Raw genomic sequence first — 24,555 nt, 5'->3', positions numbered from 1 at the left:
GAGGAATTCATGGATCGGATCGAACTCGAATTGTATCTGAACAATCTGCTGGAAATCGGCCGCTTCAAGGACTATTGCCCGAACGGTCTGCAGGTTGAAGGGGCGCGCCGCGTGCAGAAGATCGCAACCGGCGTGACCGCCTCGCAAGCCTTTCTCGAAGCCGCGCTGGAGTGGGGCGCGGACACGGTGCTCGTGCATCACGGCTACTTCTGGCGCAATGAGGCGCCGCAGATCACCGGGCGCAAGCATCGAAGATTGCGCACGCTGATTGCCAACGACATCAATCTCTTCGCCTATCATCTTCCGCTCGACTCGCATCCGGAACTCGGCAACAACGCGCAGATCGGCGCACGCCTCGGACTGATCGCGGACGCGCGCTTCGCGAATCAGGATCTCGGCTGGATCGCGACGCTCGGCATGCCGCTCCCGCTCGAGCACTTCAGCGCGATGGTCGAGAACGCGCTCGGCAGGAAGCCGCTCGTGTTCGGCGACACAGACAAGGAATTGCGCCGCGTGGCGTGGTGCACGGGCGGCGCACAAGGTTACTTCGAAGAGGCCATCGCGGCGGGCGCGGACGTGTATCTGAGCGGCGAAGTCTCGGAGCAAACCATGCATATCGCGGCGGAATCGGGCGTGGCGTACATCGCGGCCGGGCATCACGCGACGGAGCGCTATGGCGTGCAGGCCGTGGGCGCGCATCTGTCCGAGCAATTCGATATCGAGCATCTTTTTATCGATATCGATAATCCGGTTTAATGACCGATTAAGCTGTGGGCGCGATTATCTGCGCTTGCGGTTGCCTTAAATGAACGCTTCACGATGTTGCGCGAAAAACGTGGGGAAAACCCTGAAGCATCAATCACTTCGAGTGATTTTTGCTAGTCAGCCCTTGTAAATGCCAACTCCATTCGCGCACACTAACGGCGGAACAACTGATGTGACGGTATAAATCCAACTCAGAAGTGGGGCGTGTGATGCGAGACAAGGATGAAAAACGCGTCGACGGCGGCCGCCGTACCTGGCTGATTGCGACGACCGCAGCAGGTGGTTTCGGAGCAGTGGCAACCGTAGTTCCCTTTGTAGGTTCGTTTGCTCCATCGGAGAAGGCCAAGGCGGCGGGCGCGCCTGTCGAGGTCGATATCAGCGGACTGAAGCCGGGCGACATGATGACCGTCGCCTGGCGCGGCAAGCCGGTGTGGATCGTGAATCGCACCGACGAAATGCTGGCCGACGTCAAGAAGGCCGACAACGAAGTAGCCGACCCGAAGTCGAAGATGGAATTCTCGATGCCGTTGCCGGAGTACTGCAACAACGAGTATCGTTCGCGCGCGGATCACAAGAACATTTTCGTGGCGGTTGCCGTGTGCACGCATCTGGGCTGCACGCCGACGCCGCGTTTCACCGAGGGTCCCCAACCCAATCTCCCCGATAACTGGCCGGGCGGCTTCCTTTGCCCGTGCCACGGCTCGACCTATGACATGGCCGGCCGCGTCTTCAAGAACAAGCCCGCGCCGCAGAACCTGGACATTCCACCGTTCATGTTCACTTCCGCGACGCAACTCGTGATCGGCAAGGACGAAAAGGGAGAGGCGTAAATGGCGACCGCAGACAAGGAAGTAGAGACAACGGGCCTGACCGGTTGGATCGATCGCCGGTTTCCGCTGACCTCGACCTGGAAGAAACACGTATCCGAGTATTACGCGCCGAAGAACTTCAACTTCTGGTACTTCTTCGGCTCGCTCGCGTTGCTGGTGCTGGTGAATCAGATCGTCACCGGTATTTTCCTCACGATGAACTACAAGCCCGATGCGACGCTCGCGTTCGCCTCGGTCGAGTACATCATGCGCGAGGTGCCGTGGGGCTGGCTCATTCGCTACATGCATTCGACGGGCGCGTCGATGTTCTTCGTCGTCGTGTATCTGCACATGTTCCGCGGGCTGATGTACGGGTCGTATCGCAAGCCGCGCGAACTCGTGTGGATCTTCGGTTGCGCGATCTTCCTGTGCCTCATGGCCGAAGCGTTCTTCGGCTATCTGCTGCCGTGGGGGCAGATGTCGTTCTGGGGCGCGCAGGTGATCGTCAACCTGTTCTCGGCGATTCCGTTCATCGGTCCGGATCTGTCGCTGTGGATTCGCGGCGATTACGTCGTCTCCGATGTCACGCTGAACCGCTTCTTCGCGTTCCATGTCATCGCGATTCCGCTCGTGCTGATCGGACTCGTGGTCGCGCACCTCGTCGCGCTGCACGAAGTCGGCTCGAACAATCCGGACGGCGTCGAGATCAAGGCGAAGAAGGACGCGAACGGCATTCCGCTCGACGGCATTCCGTTTCATCCGTACTACTCGGTGCACGACTTCATGGGCGTGTGCGTGTTCCTGCTGATCTTCGCGGCGATCATCTTTTTCGCGCCGGAAATGGGCGGCTATTTCCTCGAAGCCAACAACTTCGTGCCGGCCAATCCGTTGCAGACGCCGCCGGAAATCGCGCCGGTGTGGTACTTCACCGCGTTCTACGCGATGCTTCGCGCGACGACCGATCCGTTCAAGATCGTGCTGATGATCGTGATCGCGCTGCTCGGCGTGCTCGCGCTCGTCAAGGCGCGCGGGAAATGGAAGCTCGGCCTGCCGGTGCTCGCTGTGCTCGTGCTGATTTTCATGGCGCTGACGGAGTCGAAGTTCTGGGGCGTCGTCGTGATGGGCACGGCGGTCGTGTCGCTGTTCTTCCTGCCCTGGCTGGACCGCAGTCCGGTGAAGTCGATTCGCTATCGGCCGCTCTTTCACAAGGTCTTCTACGCGATATTCGTGTTCGCGTTCCTGATGCTCGGCTTCCTGGGCACGCGACCGCCATCGCCGGCCGCGACGCTGATCGCGCAGATCTGCGCGCTGATCTACTTCGCGTTCTTCCTCGGCATGCCTTTCTGGACGCCGCGCGGCAAATTCAAGACGCCGCCTGAGCGAGTGCACTACAAACCTCACTGAGCGCACGTCCGGAGACGAATACGATGAAAAAATGGCTCTCTACAATAGCGATGATCGGTGCGGCGATGCTCTCGTTCTGCGCACCGCCGGCGTTCGCGCAGGAAGAAGCGGTGCTCGATCGGGCGCCCGACAGTTCCGACAATCTCGCGTCCTTGCAGCACGGCGCACAAGTTTTTGTAAACTACTGCCTGAATTGCCACAGCGCGACGTTGATGCGGTACAACCGGCTGACCGATATCGGCATCAGCGAGAAGCAGATTCGAGAGAATCTGCTCTTTACGACGGACAAGGTCGGCAACACGATGTCGATCGCGATGCGCCCGGAAGATGCGAAAGCGTGGTTCGGTGCGTCGCCGCCGGATCTGTCCGTCGAAGCGCGGGCGCGCGGCAGGGACTGGCTCTACACGTACCTGCGGAGTTTCTATCACGATCCGACGCGGCCGACCGGCTGGAATAATCGCGTCTACGAAAACGTCGGCATGCCGCACGTGCTTTGGACGCTCCAAGGCGTCCGGGACGCGAAATTCGAGACCGATACGGACGAAAAGACGGGCGAAAAGGTACGAAGATTCGTCGGTTACACTCAGGTTACACCTGGTGCCATGTCGTCCGTGGATTATGATTCAACTGTGGCCGATCTCGTTTCGTACATGTCGTGGATGGCGGAACCCGCGCAGCAGACGCGCAAGCGGCTCGGCGTCTGGGTTTTGCTGTTCCTGGCGTTCTTGAGCTTCCTCGCGTGGCGCCTGAACGCGGCATACTGGAAAGATATCAAATAGCGCGCCTTCGAAGGCGTGGGTCGGCGCGACGGCGTTTTCCGCGAGGAAACGCCGCGGCCGGCCCTTCGAGTTTACTGAAGGAACTTTAAAAACATGATGGTTCTGTATTCCGGCACTACTTGCCCCTTCTCCCAGCGCTGCCGGCTGGTGTTGTTCGAAAAGGGCATGGATTTCGAGATTCGCGACGTTGACCTGTTCAACAAGCCGGAAGACATCGCGGTGATGAACCCTTACGGACAGGTCCCGATCCTCGTCGAGCGCGACCTGATCCTGTACGAGTCGAATATCATTAACGAATATATCGACGAGCGTTTCCCGCATCCGCAACTCATGCCGGCCGATCCGGTGCAGCGCGCCCGCGCACGCCTGTTCCTGCTGAACTTCGAAAAGGAACTGTTCGTTCACGTCGGCACGCTGGAAAACGAAAAGGGCAAGGCCGCCGAGAAGAATCACGAGAAGGCGCGCAGCGCGATCCGCGATCGCCTCACGCAGCTCGCCCCGATCTTCCTGAAGAACAAGTACATGCTGGGAGAGGAGTTCTCGATGCTCGACGTCGCGATTGCGCCGCTGCTGTGGCGTCTGGATCACTACGGCATCGAACTGTCGAAGAACGCAGCACCGTTGATGAAGTACGCCGAGCGGATTTTCAGCCGTCCGGCCTATATTGAAGCGCTGACGCCTTCCGAAAAGGTGATGCGTCGATAGTTTGAGTGCGTTGGGACGCGGCGGCGCGCGTTGCGCGGCCGCATTCCGACAGAGGAAAGTTGATGCAAGAGATTTCCACCAAGCCGTATTTGTTGCGCGCACTGTACGAATGGTGCACGGACAATGGTTTTACGCCTCACATCGCCGTTCGGGTCGATGCGGCTACGCGCGTGCCGCGCCAGTTCGTCCGCAACGACGAGATCGTGTTGAACATCAGTTTCGAGGCGACGAGCCAGTTGCAGATGGGCAACGAGTGGATCGAGTTCAGCGCGCGTTTCTCCGGCAAGTCACACAAGATCGAAGTGCAGGTCGCGAACGTGCTCGCTATCTACGCACGCGAGAACGGACAGGGGATGGCGTTCCCGGTCGAGCAGTCGCATTCCGGCTCGGATTTGACGAGCGCTCCCGTGGGCGCGCGATCGGCCGAGCGCGATACGCGGCAGATCGAGGAACCCGCAGACACCGCGCCGAAAGAGGATGCGCAAACTGCAGCGGATGACGATTCGAAATCGCCTGCGAGGTCTCACCTCAAAGTCGTTAAATGAAGTAGAATTCCGTGCTTCGCCGGCTTAGCTCATCTGGTAGAGCAGTTGATTTGTAATCATCAGGTGGCGGGTTCGAGTCCTGCAGCCGGCACCAAGACTTATGTCGACGGGTCGTGCGATGTCCGCACGACCCGTTTGCTTTGAGTCGGTAAGACGAGTAGGTCGAATCGATAAGAAACGTTTCAAAAACTTGTTGACACGAACCGAAACGTTCTTCATAATCTCGTTTCTCTGCTGCTGATGCAGCGACGCAAGACGGAAGTTGAAGTAAGACTTGTCTTGCGATGTGCTCTTTAAAAACTAACAGCCGATAAGTGTGGGCGCTTGATGGCGAGTGCGGCTGGTTCTCCGGAATCGGTAATAGCAAAAGTATCAAGAGTCTCACACGAAGTATCAGAGGAAGGTTTTTCCATCTTTGGATGGAATAAATCATCGTCAGTACGTTGAGTGAGCGACCTATTCGGAAGAATAGAAAACAGTAACAGGTATTGAACTGAAGAGTTTGATCCTGGCTCAGATTGAACGCTGGCGGCATGCCTTACACATGCAAGTCGAACGGCAGCACGGGGGCAACCCTGGTGGCGAGTGGCGAACGGGTGAGTAATACATCGGAACGTGTCCTGTAGTGGGGGATAGCCCGGCGAAAGCCGGATTAATACCGCATACGACCTAAGGGAGAAAGCGGGGGATCTTCGGACCTCGCGCTATAGGGGCGGCCGATGGCAGATTAGCTAGTTGGTGGGGTAAAGGCCTACCAAGGCGACGATCTGTAGCTGGTCTGAGAGGACGACCAGCCACACTGGGACTGAGACACGGCCCAGACTCCTACGGGAGGCAGCAGTGGGGAATTTTGGACAATGGGGGCAACCCTGATCCAGCAATGCCGCGTGTGTGAAGAAGGCCTTCGGGTTGTAAAGCACTTTTGTCCGGAAAGAAAACTTCGTCCCTAATATGGATGGAGGATGACGGTACCGGAAGAATAAGCACCGGCTAACTACGTGCCAGCAGCCGCGGTAATACGTAGGGTGCGAGCGTTAATCGGAATTACTGGGCGTAAAGCGTGCGCAGGCGGTCTGTTAAGACCGATGTGAAATCCCCGGGCTTAACCTGGGAACTGCATTGGTGACTGGCAGGCTTTGAGTGTGGCAGAGGGAGGTAGAATTCCACGTGTAGCAGTGAAATGCGTAGAGATGTGGAGGAATACCGATGGCGAAGGCAGCCTCCTGGGCCAACACTGACGCTCATGCACGAAAGCGTGGGGAGCAAACAGGATTAGATACCCTGGTAGTCCACGCCCTAAACGATGTCAACTAGTTGTTGGGGATTCATTTCCTTAGTAACGTAGCTAACGCGTGAAGTTGACCGCCTGGGGAGTACGGTCGCAAGATTAAAACTCAAAGGAATTGACGGGGACCCGCACAAGCGGTGGATGATGTGGATTAATTCGATGCAACGCGAAAAACCTTACCTACCCTTGACATGGTCGGAACCCTGCTGAAAGGTGGGGGTGCTCGAAAGAGAACCGGCGCACAGGTGCTGCATGGCTGTCGTCAGCTCGTGTCGTGAGATGTTGGGTTAAGTCCCGCAACGAGCGCAACCCTTGTCCTTAGTTGCTACGCAAGAGCACTCTAAGGAGACTGCCGGTGACAAACCGGAGGAAGGTGGGGATGACGTCAAGTCCTCATGGCCCTTATGGGTAGGGCTTCACACGTCATACAATGGTCGGAACAGAGGGTTGCCAAGCCGCGAGGTGGAGCCAATCCCAGAAAACCGATCGTAGTCCGGATCGCAGTCTGCAACTCGACTGCGTGAAGCTGGAATCGCTAGTAATCGCGGATCAGCATGCCGCGGTGAATACGTTCCCGGGTCTTGTACACACCGCCCGTCACACCATGGGAGTGGGTTTCACCAGAAGTAGGTAGCCTAACCGCAAGGAGGGCGCTTACCACGGTGGGATTCATGACTGGGGTGAAGTCGTAACAAGGTAGCCGTATCGGAAGGTGCGGCTGGATCACCTCCTTTCTCGAGCTTCGCACACGAAGTTAAGCGCTCACGCTTATCGGCTGTTGTTTGAAGACAGGCTTTGGGTCTGTAGCTCAGTCGGTTAGAGCACCGTCTTGATAAGGCGGGGGTCGTTGGTTCGAATCCAACCAGACCCACCACGGTCAAGATGAGTCAGGCAGTCAGTGAGGCTGCAGACGCAAGACGCGGGGGATTAGCTCAGCTGGGAGAGCACCTGCTTTGCAAGCAGGGGGTCGTCGGTTCGATCCCGTCATCCTCCACCAAGTCCTCAATGCGCAGTGTTTCGTGAAGCACTTTGCATTGGCGATTGAAAGCCAGTTGATGTCGCAGGCGAGTGAAGTGAGCTTGTCGGCTAAACGTTCTTTAACAATCTGGAAGAAGTAGTAAAGAGACTATCTAAAAGCACTTAGAGATGGGTGCGAGTCGGGTAGTCAGGGTAGTGATTGTATCAAGTATGAAAAGTGATCTTGACGATGACTTGGAATACGGCACAACGCGAATACTCAGCCTATGGCGAGAGTGGCTCGAGAGAGACACACTTGTTATAGGGTCAAGCGAACAAGTGCATGTGGTGGATGCCTTGGCGATCACAGGCGATGAAGGACGCGGTAGCCTGCGAAAAGTTGTGGGGAGCTGGCAAACGAGCTTTGATCCACAAATGTCCGAATGGGGAAACCCACTCCTAATGGAGTACCCACAACTGAATACATAGGTTGTGTGGAGCGAACGCGGTGAACTGAAACATCTAAGTAACCGCAGGAAAAGAAATCAACCGAGATTCCCAAAGTAGTGGCGAGCGAAATGGGATCAGCCTGTACTCTTTATCTTTGTTGTTAGTCGAACGCTCTGGAAAGTGCGGCCATAGCAGGTGATAGCCCTGTAGACGAAAACAGCGAGGAAGAACTAGGGGTACGACAAGTAGGGCGGGACACGTGAAATCCTGTCTGAAGATGGGGGGACCATCCTCCAAGGCTAAATACTCGTGATCGACCGATAGTGAACCAGTACCGTGAGGGAAAGGCGAAAAGAACCCCGGGAGGGGAGTGAAATAGATCCTGAAACCGCATGCATACAAACAGTCGGAGCCTGGAAACGGGTGACGGCGTACCTTTTGTATAATGGGTCAGCGACTTACGTTCAGTAGCGAGCTTAACTGATTAAGGCAGGCGTAGCGAAAGCGAGTCCGAACAGGGCGATCAGTTGCTGGGCGTAGACCCGAAACCAAGTGATCTATCCATGGCCAGGTTGAAGGTGCGGTAACACGTACTGGAGGACCGAACCCACTAACGTTGAAAAGTTAGGGGATGAGCTGTGGATAGGGGTGAAAGGCTAAACAAACTTGGAAATAGCTGGTTCTCTCCGAAAACTATTTAGGTAGTGCCTCGTGTATCACCTTCGGGGGTAGAGCACTGTCATGGTTGTGGGGTCCATTGCGGATTACTACGCCATAGCAAACTCCGAATACCGAAGAGTGCAATCACGGGAGACAGACATCGGGTGCTAACGTCCGGTGTCAAGAGGGAAACAACCCAGACCGCCAGCTAAGGTCCCAAAGATTGGCTAAGTGGGAAACGAAGTGGGAAGGCTAAAACAGTCAGGAGGTTGGCTTAGAAGCAGCCACCCTTTAAAGAAAGCGTAATAGCTCACTGATCGAGTCGTCCTGCGCGGAAGATGTAACGGGGCTCAAGCCAGTCACCGAAGCTGCGGATGCGTACGCAAGTACGTGTGGTAGGAGAGCGTTCCGTAAGCCTGCGAAGGTGCGTTGAAAAGCGTGCTGGAGGTATCGGAAGTGCGAATGCTGACATGAGTAGCGATAAAGGGGGTGAAAAGCCCCCTCGCCGTAAGCCCAAGGTTTCCTACGCAACGTTCATCGGCGTAGGGTGAGTCGGCCCCTAAGGCGAGGCAGAAATGCGTAGCTGATGGGAAGCAGGTCAATATTCCTGCACCATTGTTAGATGCGATGGGGGGACGGATCGCGGAAGGTTGTCCGGGTGTTGGACGTCCCGGTCGCTGCGTTGGAGAAGGCACTTAGGCAAATCCGGGTGCGTAATTCAAGGGCGTGGCGCGAGCTTCTTCGGAAGCGAAGCAATTGGAAGTGGTTCCAAGAAAAGCCTCTAAGCTTCAGTCTAACGATGACCGTACCGCAAACCGACACAGGTGGGCGAGATGAGTATTCTAAGGCGCTTGAGAGAACTCGGGAGAAGGAACTCGGCAAATTGGTACCGTAACTTCGGGATAAGGTACGCCCTTGTAGCTTGACTGGCCTGCGCCAGGAGGGTGAAAGGGTTGCAATAAACTGGTGGCTGCGACTGTTTAATAAAAACACAGCACTCTGCAAACACGAAAGTGGACGTATAGGGTGTGACGCCTGCCCGGTGCCGGAAGATTAAATGATGGGGTGCAAGCTCTTGATTGAAGTCCCGGTAAACGGCGGCCGTAACTATAACGGTCCTAAGGTAGCGAAATTCCTTGTCGGGTAAGTTCCGACCTGCACGAATGGCGTAACGATGGCCACACTGTCTCCTCCCGAGACTCAGCGAAGTTGAAGTGTTTGTGATGATGCAATCTCCCCGCGGCTAGACGGAAAGACCCCATGAACCTTTACTGTAGCTTTGCATTGGACTTTGAACCGATCTGTGTAGGATAGGTGGGAGGCTATGAAACCGGAACGCCAGTTTCGGTGGAGCCGTCCTTGAAATACCACCCTGGTTTGTTTGAGGTTCTAACCTTGGCCCGTGATCCGGGTCGGGGACAGTGCATGGTAGGCAGTTTGACTGGGGCGGTCTCCTCCCAAAGCGTAACGGAGGAGTACGAAGGTACGCTAGGTACGGTCGGAAATCGTGCTGATAGTGCAATGGCATAAGCGTGCTTAACTGCGAGACCGACAAGTCGAGCAGGTGCGAAAGCAGGTCATAGTGATCCGGTGGTTCTGTATGGAAGGGCCATCGCTCAACGGATAAAAGGTACTCTGGGGATAACAGGCTGATACCGCCCAAGAGTTCATATCGACGGCGGTGTTTGGCACCTCGATGTCGGCTCATCTCATCCTGGGGCTGTAGCCGGTCCCAAGGGTATGGCTGTTCGCCATTTAAAGAGGTACGTGAGCTGGGTTTAAAACGTCGTGAGACAGTTTGGTCCCTATCTGCCGTGGGCGTTGGATATTTGAAGGGGGCTGCTCCTAGTACGAGAGGACCGGAGTGGACGAACCTCTGGTGTACCGGTTGTGACGCCAGTCGCATCGCCGGGTAGCTATGTTCGGAAGAGATAACCGCTGAAAGCATCTAAGCGGGAAACTCGCCTTAAGATGAGATATCCCCGGGGCTTCGAGCCCCTTGAAGGGTCGTTCCAGACCAGGACGTTGATAGGTCAGGTGTGTAAGTGCAGTAATGCATTGAGCTAACTGATACTAATTGCCCGTAAGGCTTGATCCTATAACCAGTGTGTTTCACGTACTGACCTGGCGCCACAGCGCTTGGTCAATACCACCCCTGGTTGAGTATCGTTGTGCGACACTCACTCCCCAAACACTTCTACTTCTTCCCAGATTGGTTGTCGCGCCCACCCAGGCGAGACAACAACAAGTCATGCCTGATGACCATAGCGAGTCGGTCCCACCCCTTCCCATCCCGAACAGGACCGTGAAACGACTCCACGCCGATGATAGTGCGGATACCCGTGTGAAAGTAGGTAATCGTCAGGCTCCTCATGCTACAAACAAAAACCCCACCCCAAAAGGTGGGGTTTTTGCGTTTGAAGCGCGGTATCTGCAAATCCGCGAAGTGCGCGTTGCGCAAGCGCTAGAATCTCTCTACAGCTTTTCAAAAAGTACGGCAGCGCCGTCGATTTCCCCATGCTACGTCTAAGCGAACTCAAGCTCTCGCTCGATCATCCCGAATCGGCTATCGAAACTGCGGTTCTCGCGCGTCTCGCGGAAATCGGCGTTGGCGCGAACGAACTCGTGAGCTTTCACGTATTTCGCCGCGCACACGATGCCCGCAAGCGCGCCGATATCAAGCTCACCTACATCATCGATGTCGAGGTGCGAGACGAAGCGTCGGTGTTGAAGCGACTGGAAGCGCATCCGCATCCGCACTGCGGCGTGACGCCCGACATGGCGTATCGTTTCGTCGCAAAAGCGCCGGCGCAATCGACGATGCTGCGTCCCGTCGTCATCGGCATGGGACCGTGCGGGCTTTTCGCCGGCTTGATCCTCGCGCAGATGGGCTTTCGGCCGATCATTCTCGAACGCGGCAAAGCGGTGCGCGAGCGGACGAAAGACACGTGGGGCCTCTGGCGTCGCAACGAGCTCAATCCGGAATCGAACGTGCAGTTCGGCGAAGGCGGCGCAGGCACGTTCTCGGACGGCAAGCTCTACAGCCAGATCAAAGATCCCAAACATTACGGCCGCAAGGTGCTCGACGAGTTCGTCAAAGCTGGCGCGCCGGAAGACATTCTGTATTTGAGCCGGCCGCACATCGGTACCTTCCGGCTGGTGAGCATGGTCGAGAAGATGCGCGCGCAAATCCATCAGCTTGGCGGGGAAGTGCGATTTCAGCACCGGGTTGAAGACATCGACATCGATAACGGCAAGGTGCGCGGGCTCAAACTTTCGACGGGCGAAACGCTGCGCTGCGATCACGTCGTGCTCGCCGTCGGTCACAGCGCACGCGATACGTTCGAGATGCTGCACGAACGCGGCGTCTACATGGAGGCCAAGCCGTTCTCGCTCGGCTTCCGGATCGAGCATCCGCAAGGCGTGATCGACAGAAGCCGCTTCGGCAAATTCGCCGGCCACGAAAAGCTCGGCGCCGCCGACTACAAAGTGGTCCATCACTGCAGCAATGGACGCGCGGTCTATAGCTTCTGCATGTGCCCGGGCGGCACGGTCGTCGCGGCGACGTCCGAGCCGGGCCGCGTCGTGACGAACGGCATGAGCCAGTATTCGCGCGCCGAGCGTAACGCGAACGCGGGCATCGTCGTCGGCATTACGCCGGATGACTACCCGGGCGGCCCGCTGGCCGGCATCGCGTTTCAGCGCAAGTGGGAAGAGCGCGCGTTCGAACTCGGCGGCGGCGACTACTCCGCGCCGGGGCAACTCGTCGGCGATTTCATCGCGGGGCGCGCATCCACTTCGCTCGGTTCCGTGGCGCCGTCCTACAAGCCGGGCGTAAAGCCGACCGATCTGAGCACCGCGCTGCCCGATTACGTGATCGAAGCGATTCGCGAAGCGTTGCCCGAGCTCGACAAGAAGATCAAGGGATTCGCGATGCACGACGCAGTGTTGACCGGTGTCGAGACGCGCACGTCGTCGCCGATCCGCGTGCGTCGCAAGGACGACTATCAGAGCGTCAATGTGGAGGGGCTTTATCCGGCGGGAGAGGGCGCGGGCTACGCTGGGGGCATCTATTCGGCTGCGATCGACGGCATCGAAGTGGCGGAAGCCGTCGCGTTGCAGATGATGGCGCAACACGCCGAGACGGTCTGATCGTCCGCGCTCCCAACGAGGTCGCGAACATGCCATCCGATGCGCTTCTCATCACCAATCGAGCGGTTGCTGTCGTCTTGCCGAAGCAGCCGTTCGTCGATTGGATCAATCGCGCCGATCCGGCACCAGATCCGCAGCGTCCCGTTCTTTTCGACGAGGCGCGCGACGACCCAAACACGTTCCTGATTCCATGCGGAGGCGACGATGTTATCGAGTCCGCCGAAAAATGGATCAACCGAAACTGGCAGACGATCTTCGACCAGATGCTCGACGACCGGTACACGGACGACGCATTGTGGCCGCAGAAGCGATCGCTCAAACTCTTTCGCGAATGGCGCGAAGTGCGGCTTCACGGCACGGTGTTCGACTGCTCGGACGAGCCAATCCAAATCGACCTCGGACCGGCCTGATCGAAGAAAAACGCGCCGGAACACGGCGCGTTTTTTCACCAAAATAGAAGCCTCAAGTCACCACACCCACCTGCCAAGGCACGAACTCACTCTGCCCATACCCGTGGAGTTCGCTCTTCGACGCCACGCCTGACGCACAGTCGAGCATCATCTGGAAGATTTCGTCGCCGAGTTGTTCGATGGTCGCGGAGCCGTCGATCACGCCGCCGCAATTGATATCCATGTCCTCTTCCTGGCGTTCCCACAGCGCGGTGTTCGTCGCCAGTTTGAGCGACGGCGACGGCGCGCATCCATAAGCCGAACCGCGTCCCGTCGTGAAGCAGATCAGATTTGCGCCCGATGCAACCTGGCCCGTCGCCGACATCGGATCGTAGCCGGGCGAATCCATGAACACGAAGCCTTTCGCGTCGATGCGCTGAGCGTACTCGTACACTTCGACGAGATTCGTTGTCCCGCCTTTCGCGACCGCGCCGAGCGATTTTTCGAGGATCGTCGTCAATCCGCCGACCTTGTTGCCTGCCGACGGATTGTTGTCCATCGCCGCGCCATTGCGCGCGCAGTATTCTTCCCACCACTTGATACGCGTGAGCAGTTTCTCTCCGACCTCGCGGCTCACCGCGCGGCGCGTCAGCAGATGCTCCGCGCCATACACTTCCGGCGTTTCGGAAAGAATCGCCGTGCCGCCATGCGCGACGAGCTTGTCGACCGCCGCGCCCAACGCGGGATTCGCCGAAATGCCCGAATAGCCATCCGACCCGCCGCACTGCAAACCGACGATCAGGTGCGACGCCGGCAGCGGCTCGCGCTGCACGCGATTGGCATCGGCGAGCATTTCCTTCACCAGCGCGATGCCGCGTTCGATCGTCTTGCGCGTGCCGCCGCTATCCTGAATCGTGAAGCTCTTCAGATGCGAACCGTCCTTCAGCCCGCTCGATTCGAGCACACCGGAAATCTGATTGGTCTCGCATCCCAGACCCACGAACAGCACCGAATGAAAATTCGGATGCACCGCGTAACCCGCAAGCGTGCGCCGCAAGATGCCGAGCCCTTCGCCCTGCATGTCGATGCCGCATCCGAGACCGTGCGTCAGCGCGATCACGCCGTCGACGTTCGGGTAATCCGCGAGCGCTTCCGGATGCACGTCGCGCCGGAAATGATCGGCGATCGCGCGGGCGACCGTCGCCGAGCAGTTCACGCTCGTCAGCACGCCGACGAAATTGCGCGTGGCGACGCGGCCGTCCTCGCGGCGGATGCCCATGAAAGTCGCGGGCTTGTCGACGAACGGCGTCGGATGCAGATCGACGCCGAACGCGTGCTCGCGCGCGAAATCGGCCATCGACAGATTGTGCGTGTGGACGTGCTGCCCGCGCGCGATCGCTTCCTTCGCCACGCCGATGATCTGGTTGTAGCGCTTCACGGGCGCGCCCGCCGCGATATCGCGCGTCGCGATCTTGTGGCCCGGCGGAATCAGCCCGGCGACGACGAGATCCTCCGACGCGATCCGCGCGCCGGAGAGCAACTGACGCGTCGCGATCACGACGTCGTCATTGGGATGCAGCCGGATGACCGCATGGTCGGTGGATGTGGTGGACATGGTTTTGTTCTCAGACTCAGACCGTGGAAGGTGCGCGACCGTCGTCGCGCCGGGCTTGCTCTTCTTCGGCGCGATTGAGCGGTTCGATCTTGCCGACAATGAAAAGATAGCTGAACGCGCCGAGGAAGCAGAAGCCGCCCGCGACGCACAGCGGAATCACGAACGAGCCCTTGGTGATCGCGAGCATCACGCCGGTGAACGTGGTGATGACGATGCCTGCCAGATTCGACGCGAAATTCTGGATGCCGCCGATCGACGCGACGTGATCCGGCGTCGGCGCGACGTCGCTCGGGAGCGACCAGATCGATGCAGCGGCGAACGCGAGACTCGCGTAAGCGATGCCGAAGAACGCGAGCATCAGATAAATGTTTTCGACGAACGCGCACAGCGTGATGACGGACGACATCAGCATGCCACCGACCATGCAGGTCTTGCGTGCGGCGGTCAGGCTCCAGCCGCGCTTGAAGAGCGAATCGGAGATGAAGCCGCCGAGCCAGCCGCCGGGAATCGACATCAGCGCGGGAATCGTGCCGAGCGTGCCGAGCGATTTCAGCGAGAAGCCGTGCGCCTGCACGAGATAGCTCGGGAACCAGGTGATGAAGAAGTAGATCACGAAGTTCAGGCAGAAGAAGCCGAGCATCATGCCCCACAGCGTGCGGTACTTGAACAGCGACGCCCACGACACCTTGTTCTTCGGCGCAACCGGCACCGGCGCGACATCGGTTTCGCCGGTGAGATCGCCCTTCGACTTGTTACGGTAGATCAGGAACCAGCCGAGAATCCACACGAAGCCGATCACGCCGGTAATGACGAACGACGCTTCCCAGCCGAACGAGCTGATGATGAACGCGACGACCGGAATGGACAGTGCCGAACCCACGCGCGAGCCCGAATCGAAGATGCTGGTCGCGAATGCGCGCTGCGATTTTGTGAACCATTGCGACACGAGCTTCGCGCACGACGGATACGCGCCCGCTTCGCCGACGCCCAGCATCAGGCGGCAGCCGAACATGCCGACGACGCTCGTCGCAACCGCGGTCAACGCCGTGAACACCGACCACCAGCCCACCGCGAGCGGCAGTGCGATGCGTGCGCCGACGCGATCGACGAACCAGCCGAACGGCATCTGCATGAGCGCGTAGCTCCAGAAGAAGCCGCTCAGGATGAAGCCCATTTCGGCCGGGCCGATATTGAGCGCTTTTTCGATTTGCGGCGCGGCGACCGCAAGGTTTGCACGATCGATGTAATTGATCGCGATTGCCAAAAAGGCCAGAAATATCACTACCCAACGCATTTTGCGCATCGTTTGTCTCCTCAATGGGGCGGCACTTCAATGTGTTCCAGCTCGATCCGCGATGCCGGCGCGGTGAGCCGTGATTGAAAATCGGTCGGGCCGGTCGTCAGGCGGTTTCGAGTGCGTCGCGAAGACGCGTTTGTTCGATGTCGAGCTTCAGTTCGCGCGCCAGATCGATGACGGGCTGAAAGCGTCGAACTTTCTTCTCGTCGTGATTGCGCGCGATGTCAGCGAGCCGATGGACGAGAAACGGGTTCTCGAAGCGGTCGCGCACGCTCGCGAGGTAGTCGGCCGCAACGTCGCCCTTGCCGAGCGCCGCGAATACGGGAAGCACTTCGTCGCGCCACGTCGCTTCAAGCGGCTCGCGATAGGCCGGATCGCGCATCGCGTCGAGTACGGTCATGTCCGGCGAGCCGTCGCGCGTGCGCCAGATCTGCGCGAGCATCGTGTGGCCGAGATTCAGCATCAGAAGCTTGAGGCGTTCGTAGTGCGCGAGATCGTCGGTGACGACGATGTCCTCGTGCTCGCACGGCAATACCATGCCGTCCTGACGCTCGATCGCCCACAGCGCGTACGGCTCCGCGATCGCGCCGACAGGTTGTATCGGCTCCGACACGATGCGGTCCACGAGCGAATTCACCCACACGCAGTCGTTCGTCAGATAAGCGATGAACGCGTCGTCGACGTTCCAGCCGCGCGCCACGCCGATCACCAGATCGCGCAGCGTATCGCCGTTGCGCGAAACGAGTTCGCAGGGCAGAAGCGTGATCGGCGCGCCGCCGGCGCGATGCCGCGCGTGCAGCAGCACCGCGAGCTTTGCCGCGAAGCCGCGCGGCGTGCGCTGGCCGTCGAGCAGATCGGCGGTGTCTTCATCGAAAAGCGCGTACCCTGCGTCGGCGGTGTTCGAGACGATCACTTTCACGTCGCGCTTCACGCGCTCGATCAGCAAGGGCCAGTCTTCGTTCGCGTGCAGCGCTTCGGTGATGGCATCGCATTCGACCGTCATATCGATGGTTTCATCGCGCTGACGGCCACGGATGCGCACCGGATAACGCCCGGCCGAGCGCAAGGCCTCGACACGCGCGCGGCTGTCGGCGCTCGACGTCGTCTGGACGACGGTAATCTTGCCGAGCGCTTTCGCCGGATCGCGGCGCGCTGCAACGGTCACGAAAAAATCGACGTGTGCCTGCAAAAAGCGGCTGGTGCCGAATTGGAGAATCGGATTGCTCATCGTCGCGCGCGCTAGGGAGGAATTTCGTCTGGGAACGGTTCCAGATCGCCGTAAAAAAATTGGCCCACCTGGCCTTACCAGATTGCATACTAGTGTCTTGAAATAGAATTGGTCAAGCCACTTGTAAGCAGTCTGCGGACGGCAAACGCCCGCCCCACGGCGCGTCAACCCTTCCACTGATTACAATCCACGTTTTCCCCGAGACGAAAAGCAGGAGCCAGCTCGTGAGCGTCAAACCAGCCGAAACGCGTCGCCTCTATCTACAGATCGCCGACAAGCTGCGCGGGCTGATCGAACAGCAGGATTTCGCGCCGAACGGCCGCTTGCCGTCCGAGCGCGAACTGGCGCAGACGCTCGGCGTGTCGCGGCCATCGGTGCGCGAGGCGCTTGTCGCGCTGGAACTGGAAGGGCGCGTCGAAATTCGCATGGGCTCGGGCGTGTACATCGTCGCGGCGCCGTCGGCGAAGCCGGCGACGAGCGAAGCGGAACTGGGCGAAAGCCCGATCGAGATCATGAACGCGCGTGGCGTAATCGAGGGCGCGATCACGGCGAGCGTCGCGCCGTTCGCGAAACCGAAAGAGATCAAGGCGTTGCGCGCCGTGTACGAGACGATGGCGCGCGAAGTCGCGAACGGCCAGGTGCCGATGGCGGCCGATCGCGCGTTTCACATCGCGATCGCGCAGATGACCGGCAACGACGTGCTCGTGCGAACGGTCGGCAGTCTGTATGACGAGCGGCATAGTCCGCTGTCATCGACACTGCGTGGGCACTTCGAAGGAGAGGAAACGTGGGCGGCCGCGCTTGGCGAGCATCGCGAGATTCTGGAAGCACTGGAAGCGCGCGACGCCATACAGGCGCAAGCCGCGATGCAGCGGCACATGCGTCAGTCCGCGGCGCGCCTCATGACCAAACGCAAAAGCTGACGCCGGCGCGCGCTCGGAACGCGCACCGGTTTCAGACGCGCGATCGCGTCAGCCCGGATAGGCTTCATCGACCTTCAGACCCGCCAGCTTGAAGATCACGCGCAACGTTTGCGGCGCAATCTCGCGGCGTGACGCGAGCGTCGTCAGGACGAAATCCATCACCTTGGCGTACTTCAGCATGGTCAGGCACGTTTCGATATCGGTGGAGCCGTCGCGCATCGATTCGGCGAGGCGCAACATCTCCACGGAAATCTCTCGTGCCATTTCGAGTTCGAGTTGCTGCTTTTCGCTCCACGCGGGCATCGCGGTCAGTGCCGCGAGCATCTCCTGAAATTGTTTCTCTGCTTTCTTGTCCGGGATCGCATCCATCGCCGTCCTCTCATGTTCATGGCGCCGGCGAGTCGCATTCGCCGCGCTGTGCGTTAGGTGTTACGTAACAAGGTGGGCGCGGGTGACGACGTTCGACGTGTCGAGGCACGGCTTGTTACTGGCTTGTTGCTCCTGCTTGCTGCATCGGTACGCAGCCGCGAGGCCACGCTGTGTCGTCTTTTCCAATGGCCTCATTGTCCGACGATGCACAATCCGTTCCATGCGTTTGCTGCCACGCATTGGCCGATCAGCCGTGGCTGGAACAAGAGCGTCTTCGCGCTTTTGGGTAAACTTCCCCTTTTGAGACGGCAGAACCAGCGGTTAGCGCACATTCGGCGCGAACTGCTCCGCTTTTTTTATTCAACACACCTTCAAGATGACCAGGAAGTCCTCCGCGTCGGCTCCGGGCACACCCGACCCATCCACCAAACACGAGATTCGTCCAGGCCAGTCGATCGAACTGCTGAAGGAACTCCATATCCTCACGCGCGACGGCAAGATGAACCAGGACAGCCGCCGCAAACTGAAGCAGGTCTATCACCTCTATCAGTTCATCGAACCGCTTCTCGCCGAAGTTCACGAGCGCCAAGGGGCCGTATCACTTGTCGATCACGGTGCAGGAAAATCCTATCTTGGGTTTATTCTCTACGATCTCTTCTTCAAGACTCTGCGCGATCGGTCACACATCTTTGGAATCGAGACGCGCGAAGAGCTCGTAAAAAAATCGGAAGAATTGGCTGGCCGACTCGGGTTTACGGGGATGTCATTTTTGAATCTGTCGGTGGCCGAATCAATTGATTCAGATCGTCTACCTGATTCGATCGATATCGTCACCGCGCTTCACGCGTGCAACACCGCCACCGACGACGCCATCCAGTTCGCTCTGCAAAAGAAAGCGAAATACATCGTCGTGGTGCCGTGCTGTCAGGCGGAAGTGGCTTCGGTGCTGCGCAAGAACAAGGGCCACTCGCTTTCGAAGAACGTGCTGACGGAAATGTGGCGGCATCCGCTGCACACGCGCGAATTCGGGAGCCAGATCACGAACGTGCTGCGCTGCCTGCAGCTCGAATCGCACGGTTATCAGGTGAGCGTAACGGAACTCGTCGGCTGGGAACATTCGATGAAGAACGAGCTCATCGTTGCGCAATTCAAGGACCTGCCGCGCGGCCGGCCTGCGCAAAGGCTGTCTGACGTGCTGGAAACGCTCGGGCTGGACGAGTTGCGCGAGCGCTTTTTCGCGCCCGCGCACTGATCAGGACTTCTCTTTCATCCACGCTGCGAAGCCGTCGTGCCCGAGACGGCGCAGCGTTTCGATATTGCGTTCGTAGATGTCGGCCGCATCGGGAAATGCAGCCACCGCGCGATCGATGCTCGCTTCGCGGATCAGATGGAACGTCGGGTACGGCGCGCGATTCGTGTAGTTGTCGATATCGTCGGGCCCGGTGCCTTCGAACCGATAGTCCGGATGAAAACTCGCGATCTGCAATTCGCCCGCGAGTCCCAATTGATCGACGAGGCGCTCGGCGAAGAAGAGCGCGTCGTTATAGTCGGCGAAATCGGCGAACGCGTGCGGCGTGATGAAAAGCGTCGTGTCGATTACTTCCGCGTCGGTGTCGCGCAAGAGGCGAAGTTCATCGGTCAGTTCCACGACGAGGTCGTCCACGCCGCGCGCCTCGCTCACCACATAGCGAATCTGCTCTTTGACATGCACGCTCTTCGCGAACGGGCACAGGTTGAGTCCGATCACCGCGCGGGTGAGCCAGTGTCGGGTCGCCGCGATCACGTCGTCGCGGTTGCTGCTGTCATTCATGAATCTTCCTGTTTGCGATGCCCGGCGCAGGCCGCCGCGATCAGCGTGCGCGCGATGCGCGGCGCGGCGAGCAGCGGGCCCGAACCGGGGCCGTAGGTCTGGCTCGTCGCGTAGATGCCGTCGACGAGCAACGCGAGCGATTCCGCCAGCTCGACGGGATTATCCGCTCCGGCGGCCGCCGAAATTTCGACGAGACGGGTCATCAGGTAACTTTTGTTGCGTTCGACCGATTGGCGCGCGGGATGCGCCGGATCGCCGAATTCGCACGCGATGTTCACGAACGGGCAGCCGCGGTAATCGGGCGACGACGCGCGCTTCACCAGATCTTCGAGCGCCTGGACGAGCTGTTTCGCCGGCTCGCCGGGATGTTTCGCGACGCTCGCCTCGAAGCGCCGCCGGAATCTTTCATCCATGCGCTCCAGATACGCGACGACGAGTTCGTCTTTCGACGCGAATTGCCGATACAGGCTCATTTTATTGACGCCCGCCCGCTCGACGACGGCATCGACGCCGATCGCGCGGATGCCGTCGCGATAGAAAAGCTCCTGCGCCGCGTCGAGCAATTGCTCCTGCGCGGTCGCCGCGTCCGTGCGCGCGTTACGACGGGCGGCGGTTTTCGGCTGATCGGACGTTACTCGGGTCAAGATCGGATCCTCGATGATTTCTGCTGCATGCTTGACATGTTACCGATCGGTAACTAAGCTCGCAACTCTGATGTGACAGAACGGTAACGAAGGTTCTTGCTTGAGATAAAAATCAACCTGACGGAGCAGCGATGAATTGGGTAGCGAGACGGCTGAACGGCCGTATGCATTACGGCTGGGTCGCGGTGGGCGTCGTGTTCCTGGTGTTGCTCGCGGCGGCTGGCACGCGCGCAACGCCGAGCGTCATGATGTTGCCGCTCGAAAAGCAGTTCGGCTGGTCGCGCGGCACGATTTCGCTGGCGATCTCGATCAATCTCGCGCTCTACGGTCTCGCGGGCCCGTTCGCCGCGGCCGCGATGCAGCGTTTCGGCGTGCGCCCGACCGTGCTGGCCGCAATTGCGACGCTTGCCGCCGGCGTCGGCATTTCGTCGATGATGACCGAGCCGTGGCAAATGGTGCTCGTCTGGGGCGTGATGGTCGGCAGCGCGACGGGCGTGGCCGCGCTCACGCTGTCCGCGACGATCGTGAATCGCTGGTTCACGACGCATCGCGGTCTCGCGATGGGCATTCTCACCGCGAGTTCCGCGACCGGCCAGCTCGTGTTCCTGCCGTTCCTCGCTTCGATCTCCGAGCATTACGGCTGGCGTCCGGTGGTGTTCGTCGTCGCGGCGGCGGCGGCGATCGTGTTGCCGCTCGTCGCGTGGCTGCTGCCCGAGCGCCCGGCCGATCTCTCGCTGCGTCCGGTCGGCGAGACCGCCGACTTGCCGCCCGGCGCGCTCCCGCCGCCGAAAAATCCGATCAAGGTCGCGTTCGGCACGCTCGCGATGGCCAGCAAGACGCGCGATTTCTGGCTGCTGTTCTTCAGCTTCTTCGTCTGCGGCGCGAGCACGAACGGTTACGTCGGCACGCATCTGATCGCGATGTGCTCCGACTACGGCATGACGCAAGTGCAGGGCGCGACGCTGCTCGCCGCGATGGGCATTTTCGATCTCTTCGGCACGACGCTCTCCGGCTGGCTTTCCGACCGTTTCAACTCGCGCGTGCTGCTGTTCTGGTACTACGGCCTTCGCGGACTGTCGCTGATCTATCTGCCGTATGCGTTCGGCATCGATTTCTTCGGCCTGCCGCTCTTCGCCGTGTTCTACGGGCTCGACTGGATCGCCACCGTGCCGCCGACCGTGCGCCTCGCCACCGATGTCTACGGCAAGGAATCGGCGCCGATCGTGTTCGGCTGGGTCGTCGCGGGCCATCAGCTCGGCGCGGCGTTCGCGGCGCTCGGCGGCGGCATGCTGCGTTCGAGCCTCGGCAGCTATACCGTCGCCACGATGATCTCCGGCGGCCTGTGCCTCGTCGCCGCCGTGACGGTGCTGCGCATCAATCGCGCGGGCCGGACGATGGGCGTCGCCGCGACCTGACGATCTGCACGCGCGCGCGAGCTTGTTTATCCTTGTCGCGTTGAACGGCGCGCATCTTTGCCGATGCGCGCCGTTTGTCTTTCATCACGCCAACGAGGATCAACATGAGCACGAAACCCGCTCCGACCGATGTCGACATCCACGAACTGATCGCCGGCCGCTGGAGCCCGCGCGCCTTTTCCAATGCGCCGATCGACCGCACGACGTTGCATCGCCTGCTCGAAGCGGCGCGTTGGGCGCCGTCGTCGAACAATTTGCAGCCGTGGCGTTTCATCGCGTTCGATCGTCATCGCGACGAAGCCGCGTTCAAGCGCGCGTTCGATACGCTCGCGCCGTCGAATCAAAAATGGAACGTGAACGTGCCGCTGCTTGTCTGCGTGACGGCCTCGACGCTCACGCCGAAAGGCGACGCGAACCGCACCGCGACTTATGACACCGGCGCGGCCGCGATGGCGCTGGTGCTCCAGGCGCACGCGCTCGGACTCGCGACGCATCAGATGGGCGGCTTCGACCGCGACGCCTTCCGTCAGGCGTTCTCGGTTCCCGCCGATGTCGAGATCATCGCGATGATCGCGATCGGGCATCACGGCGACGCGAGCGAGCTCGACGACGCGCTGCGCGAGCGCGAAGCGGCGCCGCGCGCACGCAAGACGCTGGCTGAAACGGCCTTCGAAGGCGCGTGGGACAAGGCGTTCAAGTAAGCGCGGTCAGTGCTCGTCCGCCGCCGACAGCGGACGAGCGACATCTTCGAGCGATTTGCGCTCCGCCGCGACGCCCCAGATTCCGGCGACGACCGCCGCCGCGATCATCAGCAGCGAGCCGATCAGATAGCCGACGAACACAGGGCCGCGCTCGTGCGTGTCGATCAACTGGCCGAAAAGCGTCGGCCCGATAATGCCGCCGAGCGCCGTGCCGAACGCGTAGAACACGGCGATGGCGAGCGCGCGAATTTCCAGCGGGAACGTCTCGCTCACGGTCAGATACGCGGAACTTGCCGCCGCCGACGCGAAGAAGAAAATCACCATCCACGCGATGGTTTGCGTCGTCACGGTGAGCATGCCGTGCATGAACATCCAGCCGCTCACCGTCAGCAGCACGCCCGAGATCGCATACGTCGACGCGATCATGCGACGCCGTCCGAGCACGTCGAAAAGTCTGCCGAGCAGCACCGGACCGAGAAAATTCCCGGCGGCGAACGGCAGCACGTACCAGCCGATGTGATCGCCCGGCACATGATAGAAATCGGTCAGCACGAGCGCGTAGGTGAAGAAAATCGCGTTGTAGAAGAACGCCTGCGCGGTCATCAGCACCAATCCGACGAGCGAGCGGCTGCGATGCGCCTTGAACAGCGTGTGGACGACTTCGCGGATCGGCGTGCCATCACGCGCGTGCAGACGCAGCGGCTTGACGGGCGTGTCGGGAATCTCGATGCCGTGCTGCCGGAAATGCGCCTCGATTTCCTCGACGACGTGCCTCGCCTCGTCCGCGCGATTGTGCGTGATGAGCCAGCGCGGGCTTTCCGGCACCCACATGCGCATGAAGAGAATCGTGAGCCCGAGCGCCGCGCCGATCAGAAAGCACGCCCGCCAGCCCCAATCGGGCGGAAGCAGCGCGGGATCGAGCAGCACGATCGAGCCCGCCGCGCCGATGCCCGCGCCGACCCAGAACGTGCCGTTGATCGCGAGATCGGTCCAGCCGCGCAGGCGGGCGGGCGTGAATTCCTGAATCGTCGAATTGATTGCCGTGTATTCGCCGCCGATGCCCGCGCCCGTCAGAAAACGGAACAGTACGAACGTCGCGAGATTCCACGAGAACGCGGTCGCGGCGGTCGCGGCCACGTACAGAAAGAGCGTGATGAAGAACAGCTTGCGCCGGCCGAGCCGGTCCGTGAGCCAGCCGAACCCGAGCGCGCCGAGCACCGCGCCCGCGATATACGCGCTGCCCGCGATACCGACATCGGCATTCGAAAACTGCAGCGCCGGGCTCGATTTCAGCGCGCTCGCGACCGCGCCGGCGAGCGTCACTTCGAGGCCGTCGAGCAGCCAGGTGATGCCGAGCGCAAGGACGATCAGCGTGTGAAAGCGTCCCCACGGCAGGCGATCGAGCCGCCCGGGCAGATCGGTTTCGATGATGGCCGGGCGATCGCTGGCTGTATCGCTCAAACGGGTCTCCCGTGGCGTGGCGGTTTCGTTCATGCGTCCGGAGCGTGCTCTCGAAATCAAACAAATTGCCGCGAGGCGAGCAAGTTATATTCCGCTTTTGTCGAATAAACTCAATGGTTTAAAAATATCCGAAATGCGGTTGATGCGCCCGCGCGAACGTGTTAAAAACGCCGTCCATGTTTGAATGCG

19 protein-coding genes, 3 tRNA genes and 3 rRNA genes are annotated in these 24,555 nt (G+C 59.8%); 18 read left to right on the top strand and 7 right to left on the bottom strand.

Going from position 1 to position 24,555, the window contains the following annotated elements; all coding sequences use genetic code 11:
* The first annotated feature begins 9 nt into the window (after positions 1–9).
* The 14 genes from LDZ23_RS12445 (at position 10) to LDZ23_RS12380 (ending at position 12,924) form a co-directional block, all read left to right on the top strand.
* Entirely contained in the window at positions 10–756 is a 747-nt protein-coding gene (locus LDZ23_RS12445) for a Nif3-like dinuclear metal center hexameric protein (protein WP_008344150.1), read from the top strand.
* 218 nt (positions 757–974) lie between these two features.
* Positions 975–1,595 carry a ubiquinol-cytochrome c reductase iron-sulfur subunit gene (gene petA, locus LDZ23_RS12440; RefSeq protein WP_008344151.1) on the top strand — a complete coding sequence of 207 codons (621 nt, stop codon included), beginning with the start codon at positions 975–977 and terminating at the stop codon, positions 1,593–1,595.
* Entirely contained in the window at positions 1,596–2,978 is a 1,383-nt protein-coding gene (locus LDZ23_RS12435) for a cytochrome b (RefSeq protein WP_175983058.1), read from the top strand.
* 23 nt (positions 2,979–3,001) lie between these two features.
* Positions 3,002–3,757, top strand: a complete 756-nt coding sequence (locus LDZ23_RS12430; RefSeq protein ID WP_008344153.1) for a cytochrome c1 — start codon at positions 3,002–3,004, stop codon at positions 3,755–3,757.
* A gap of 93 nt (positions 3,758–3,850) precedes the next feature.
* Complete coding sequence (locus LDZ23_RS12425; protein ID WP_008344155.1) at positions 3,851–4,462, top strand: glutathione S-transferase N-terminal domain-containing protein; 612 nt, start codon at positions 3,851–3,853, stop codon at positions 4,460–4,462.
* Positions 4,463–4,524: 62 nt separating this feature from the next.
* Positions 4,525–5,007 carry a ClpXP protease specificity-enhancing factor gene (locus LDZ23_RS12420; protein WP_008344157.1) on the top strand — a complete coding sequence of 161 codons (483 nt, stop codon included), beginning with the start codon at positions 4,525–4,527 and terminating at the stop codon, positions 5,005–5,007.
* 18 nt (positions 5,008–5,025) lie between these two features.
* Positions 5,026–5,101 (top strand) — tRNA-Thr (locus LDZ23_RS12415).
* A 396-nt stretch (positions 5,102–5,497) separates the two neighbouring features.
* Positions 5,498–7,029 (top strand): 16S ribosomal RNA (locus LDZ23_RS12410).
* A 63-nt stretch (positions 7,030–7,092) separates the two neighbouring features.
* Positions 7,093–7,169: transfer RNA gene (locus LDZ23_RS12405), tRNA-Ile, on the top strand.
* Positions 7,170–7,216: 47 nt separating this feature from the next.
* A tRNA-Ala gene (locus tag LDZ23_RS12400) sits at positions 7,217–7,292 on the top strand.
* Positions 7,293–7,577: 285 nt separating this feature from the next.
* Positions 7,578–10,460 (top strand): 23S ribosomal RNA (locus LDZ23_RS12395).
* A gap of 156 nt (positions 10,461–10,616) precedes the next feature.
* Positions 10,617–10,729 (top strand): 5S ribosomal RNA (gene rrf / locus LDZ23_RS12390).
* Together the 16S, 23S and 5S rRNA genes with 3 tRNA genes alongside form the textbook arrangement of a ribosomal RNA operon.
* 150 nt (positions 10,730–10,879) lie before the next feature.
* Entirely contained in the window at positions 10,880–12,514 is a 1,635-nt protein-coding gene (locus LDZ23_RS12385) for an NAD(P)/FAD-dependent oxidoreductase (RefSeq protein ID WP_244807659.1), read from the top strand.
* Positions 12,515–12,591: 77 nt separating this feature from the next.
* Complete coding sequence (locus tag LDZ23_RS12380) at positions 12,592–12,924, top strand: hypothetical protein (RefSeq protein WP_244807658.1); 333 nt, start codon at positions 12,592–12,594, stop codon at positions 12,922–12,924.
* 52 nt (positions 12,925–12,976) lie between these two features.
* On the opposite strand, the gene LDZ23_RS12375 is transcribed toward LDZ23_RS12380, so the two are convergent.
* From LDZ23_RS12375 to LDZ23_RS12365, 3 genes are all read right to left on the bottom strand, one after another.
* Positions 12,977–14,518 carry a D-arabinonate dehydratase gene (locus LDZ23_RS12375; RefSeq protein ID WP_175983098.1) on the bottom strand — a complete coding sequence of 514 codons (1,542 nt, stop codon included), beginning with the start codon at positions 14,516–14,518 and terminating at the stop codon, positions 12,977–12,979.
* A gap of 16 nt (positions 14,519–14,534) precedes the next feature.
* Positions 14,535–15,821 carry an MFS transporter gene (locus LDZ23_RS12370; protein ID WP_008344369.1) on the bottom strand — a complete coding sequence of 429 codons (1,287 nt, stop codon included), beginning with the start codon at positions 15,819–15,821 and terminating at the stop codon, positions 14,535–14,537.
* Positions 15,822–15,918: 97 nt separating this feature from the next.
* The gene (locus tag LDZ23_RS12365) at positions 15,919–17,043 is read right to left on the bottom strand and encodes a mannitol dehydrogenase family protein (protein ID WP_034473910.1); all 1,125 of its coding nucleotides are present in this window, start codon (positions 17,041–17,043) and stop codon (positions 15,919–15,921) included.
* A 224-nt stretch (positions 17,044–17,267) separates the two neighbouring features.
* On the opposite strand from LDZ23_RS12365, the gene LDZ23_RS12360 reads away from it, so the two are divergent.
* Positions 17,268–17,966, top strand: coding sequence for a FadR/GntR family transcriptional regulator (locus LDZ23_RS12360; RefSeq protein WP_280519291.1), 699 nt, complete (start codon positions 17,268–17,270; stop codon positions 17,964–17,966).
* A 48-nt stretch (positions 17,967–18,014) separates the two neighbouring features.
* Here LDZ23_RS12360 and LDZ23_RS12355 read toward each other — a convergent pair whose 3' ends face one another.
* A complete protein-coding gene (locus tag LDZ23_RS12355; protein WP_008344375.1) occupies positions 18,015–18,335 on the bottom strand; it encodes a hypothetical protein in 321 nt (106 codons plus the stop codon).
* A gap of 376 nt (positions 18,336–18,711) precedes the next feature.
* Here LDZ23_RS12355 and LDZ23_RS12350 point away from each other — a divergent pair, with 376 nt between their 5' ends.
* Positions 18,712–19,587, top strand: a complete 876-nt coding sequence (locus LDZ23_RS12350; protein ID WP_008344377.1) for a class I SAM-dependent methyltransferase — start codon at positions 18,712–18,714, stop codon at positions 19,585–19,587.
* On the opposite strand, the gene LDZ23_RS12345 is transcribed toward LDZ23_RS12350, so the two are convergent.
* Both LDZ23_RS12345 and LDZ23_RS12340 read right to left on the bottom strand, forming a co-directional pair.
* Positions 19,588–20,145 (bottom strand): DUF1415 domain-containing protein, encoded by a 558-nt coding sequence (locus tag LDZ23_RS12345; protein WP_008344378.1) that lies wholly within the window; start codon positions 20,143–20,145, stop codon positions 19,588–19,590. It lies immediately after the preceding gene.
* Positions 20,142–20,789, bottom strand: coding sequence for a TetR/AcrR family transcriptional regulator (locus tag LDZ23_RS12340; protein WP_175983101.1), 648 nt, complete (start codon positions 20,787–20,789; stop codon positions 20,142–20,144). The genes LDZ23_RS12345 and LDZ23_RS12340 overlap by 4 nt, the downstream gene beginning before the upstream one ends.
* A 131-nt stretch (positions 20,790–20,920) precedes the next feature.
* Here LDZ23_RS12340 and LDZ23_RS12335 point away from each other — a divergent pair, with 131 nt between their 5' ends.
* Both LDZ23_RS12335 and LDZ23_RS12330 read left to right on the top strand, forming a co-directional pair.
* Positions 20,921–22,204 (top strand): MFS transporter, encoded by a 1,284-nt coding sequence (locus tag LDZ23_RS12335; RefSeq protein ID WP_033536108.1) that lies wholly within the window; start codon positions 20,921–20,923, stop codon positions 22,202–22,204.
* A 104-nt stretch (positions 22,205–22,308) separates the two neighbouring features.
* Positions 22,309–22,905: a nitroreductase family protein gene (locus LDZ23_RS12330; RefSeq protein ID WP_175983102.1), complete on the top strand. Its 597-nt coding sequence runs from the start codon at positions 22,309–22,311 to the stop codon at positions 22,903–22,905.
* Between the two features lie 6 nt (positions 22,906–22,911).
* Here the strand turns inward: LDZ23_RS12330 and LDZ23_RS12325 are convergent, their stop codons facing one another.
* Positions 22,912–24,399, bottom strand: coding sequence for an MFS transporter (locus LDZ23_RS12325; RefSeq protein WP_175983103.1), 1,488 nt, complete (start codon positions 24,397–24,399; stop codon positions 22,912–22,914).
* Positions 24,400–24,555 lie beyond the last annotated feature (156 nt).

It is taken from the genome of Caballeronia zhejiangensis (genome assembly GCF_022879815.1).
Taxonomy (GTDB): Bacteria; Pseudomonadota; Gammaproteobacteria; order Burkholderiales; family Burkholderiaceae; genus Caballeronia; species Caballeronia zhejiangensis.
The sequence above is the reverse complement of the archived record's forward strand: the minus strand, read 5'-3'. Positions and strand labels throughout refer to the sequence as shown.

Coding starts and splice junctions, on each gene's coding strand:
- LDZ23_RS12425 (WP_008344155.1), top strand. CDS start 3,851: ATGATGGTTCTGTATTCCGGCACTACTTGCCCCTTCTCCCAGCGCTGC.
- LDZ23_RS12355 (WP_008344375.1), bottom strand. CDS start 18,335: ATGGATGCGATCCCGGACAAGAAAGCAGAGAAACAATTTCAGGAGATG.
- LDZ23_RS12330 (WP_175983102.1), top strand. CDS start 22,309: ATGAGCACGAAACCCGCTCCGACCGATGTCGACATCCACGAACTGATC.
- LDZ23_RS12325 (WP_175983103.1), bottom strand. CDS start 24,399: ATGAACGAAACCGCCACGCCACGGGAGACCCGTTTGAGCGATACAGCC.
- LDZ23_RS12420 (WP_008344157.1), top strand. CDS start 4,525: ATGCAAGAGATTTCCACCAAGCCGTATTTGTTGCGCGCACTGTACGAA.
- petA (WP_008344151.1), top strand. CDS start 975: ATGCGAGACAAGGATGAAAAACGCGTCGACGGCGGCCGCCGTACCTGG.
- LDZ23_RS12385 (WP_244807659.1), top strand. CDS start 10,880: ATGCTACGTCTAAGCGAACTCAAGCTCTCGCTCGATCATCCCGAATCG.
- LDZ23_RS12350 (WP_008344377.1), top strand. CDS start 18,712: ATGACCAGGAAGTCCTCCGCGTCGGCTCCGGGCACACCCGACCCATCC.
- LDZ23_RS12430 (WP_008344153.1), top strand. CDS start 3,002: ATGAAAAAATGGCTCTCTACAATAGCGATGATCGGTGCGGCGATGCTC.
- LDZ23_RS12370 (WP_008344369.1), bottom strand. CDS start 15,821: ATGCGCAAAATGCGTTGGGTAGTGATATTTCTGGCCTTTTTGGCAATC.
- LDZ23_RS12445 (WP_008344150.1), top strand. CDS start 10: ATGGATCGGATCGAACTCGAATTGTATCTGAACAATCTGCTGGAAATC.
- LDZ23_RS12365 (WP_034473910.1), bottom strand. CDS start 17,043: ATGAGCAATCCGATTCTCCAATTCGGCACCAGCCGCTTTTTGCAGGCA.
- LDZ23_RS12335 (WP_033536108.1), top strand. CDS start 20,921: ATGAATTGGGTAGCGAGACGGCTGAACGGCCGTATGCATTACGGCTGG.
- LDZ23_RS12345 (WP_008344378.1), bottom strand. CDS start 20,145: ATGAATGACAGCAGCAACCGCGACGACGTGATCGCGGCGACCCGACAC.
- LDZ23_RS12435 (WP_175983058.1), top strand. CDS start 1,596: ATGGCGACCGCAGACAAGGAAGTAGAGACAACGGGCCTGACCGGTTGG.
- LDZ23_RS12375 (WP_175983098.1), bottom strand. CDS start 14,518: ATGTCCACCACATCCACCGACCATGCGGTCATCCGGCTGCATCCCAAT.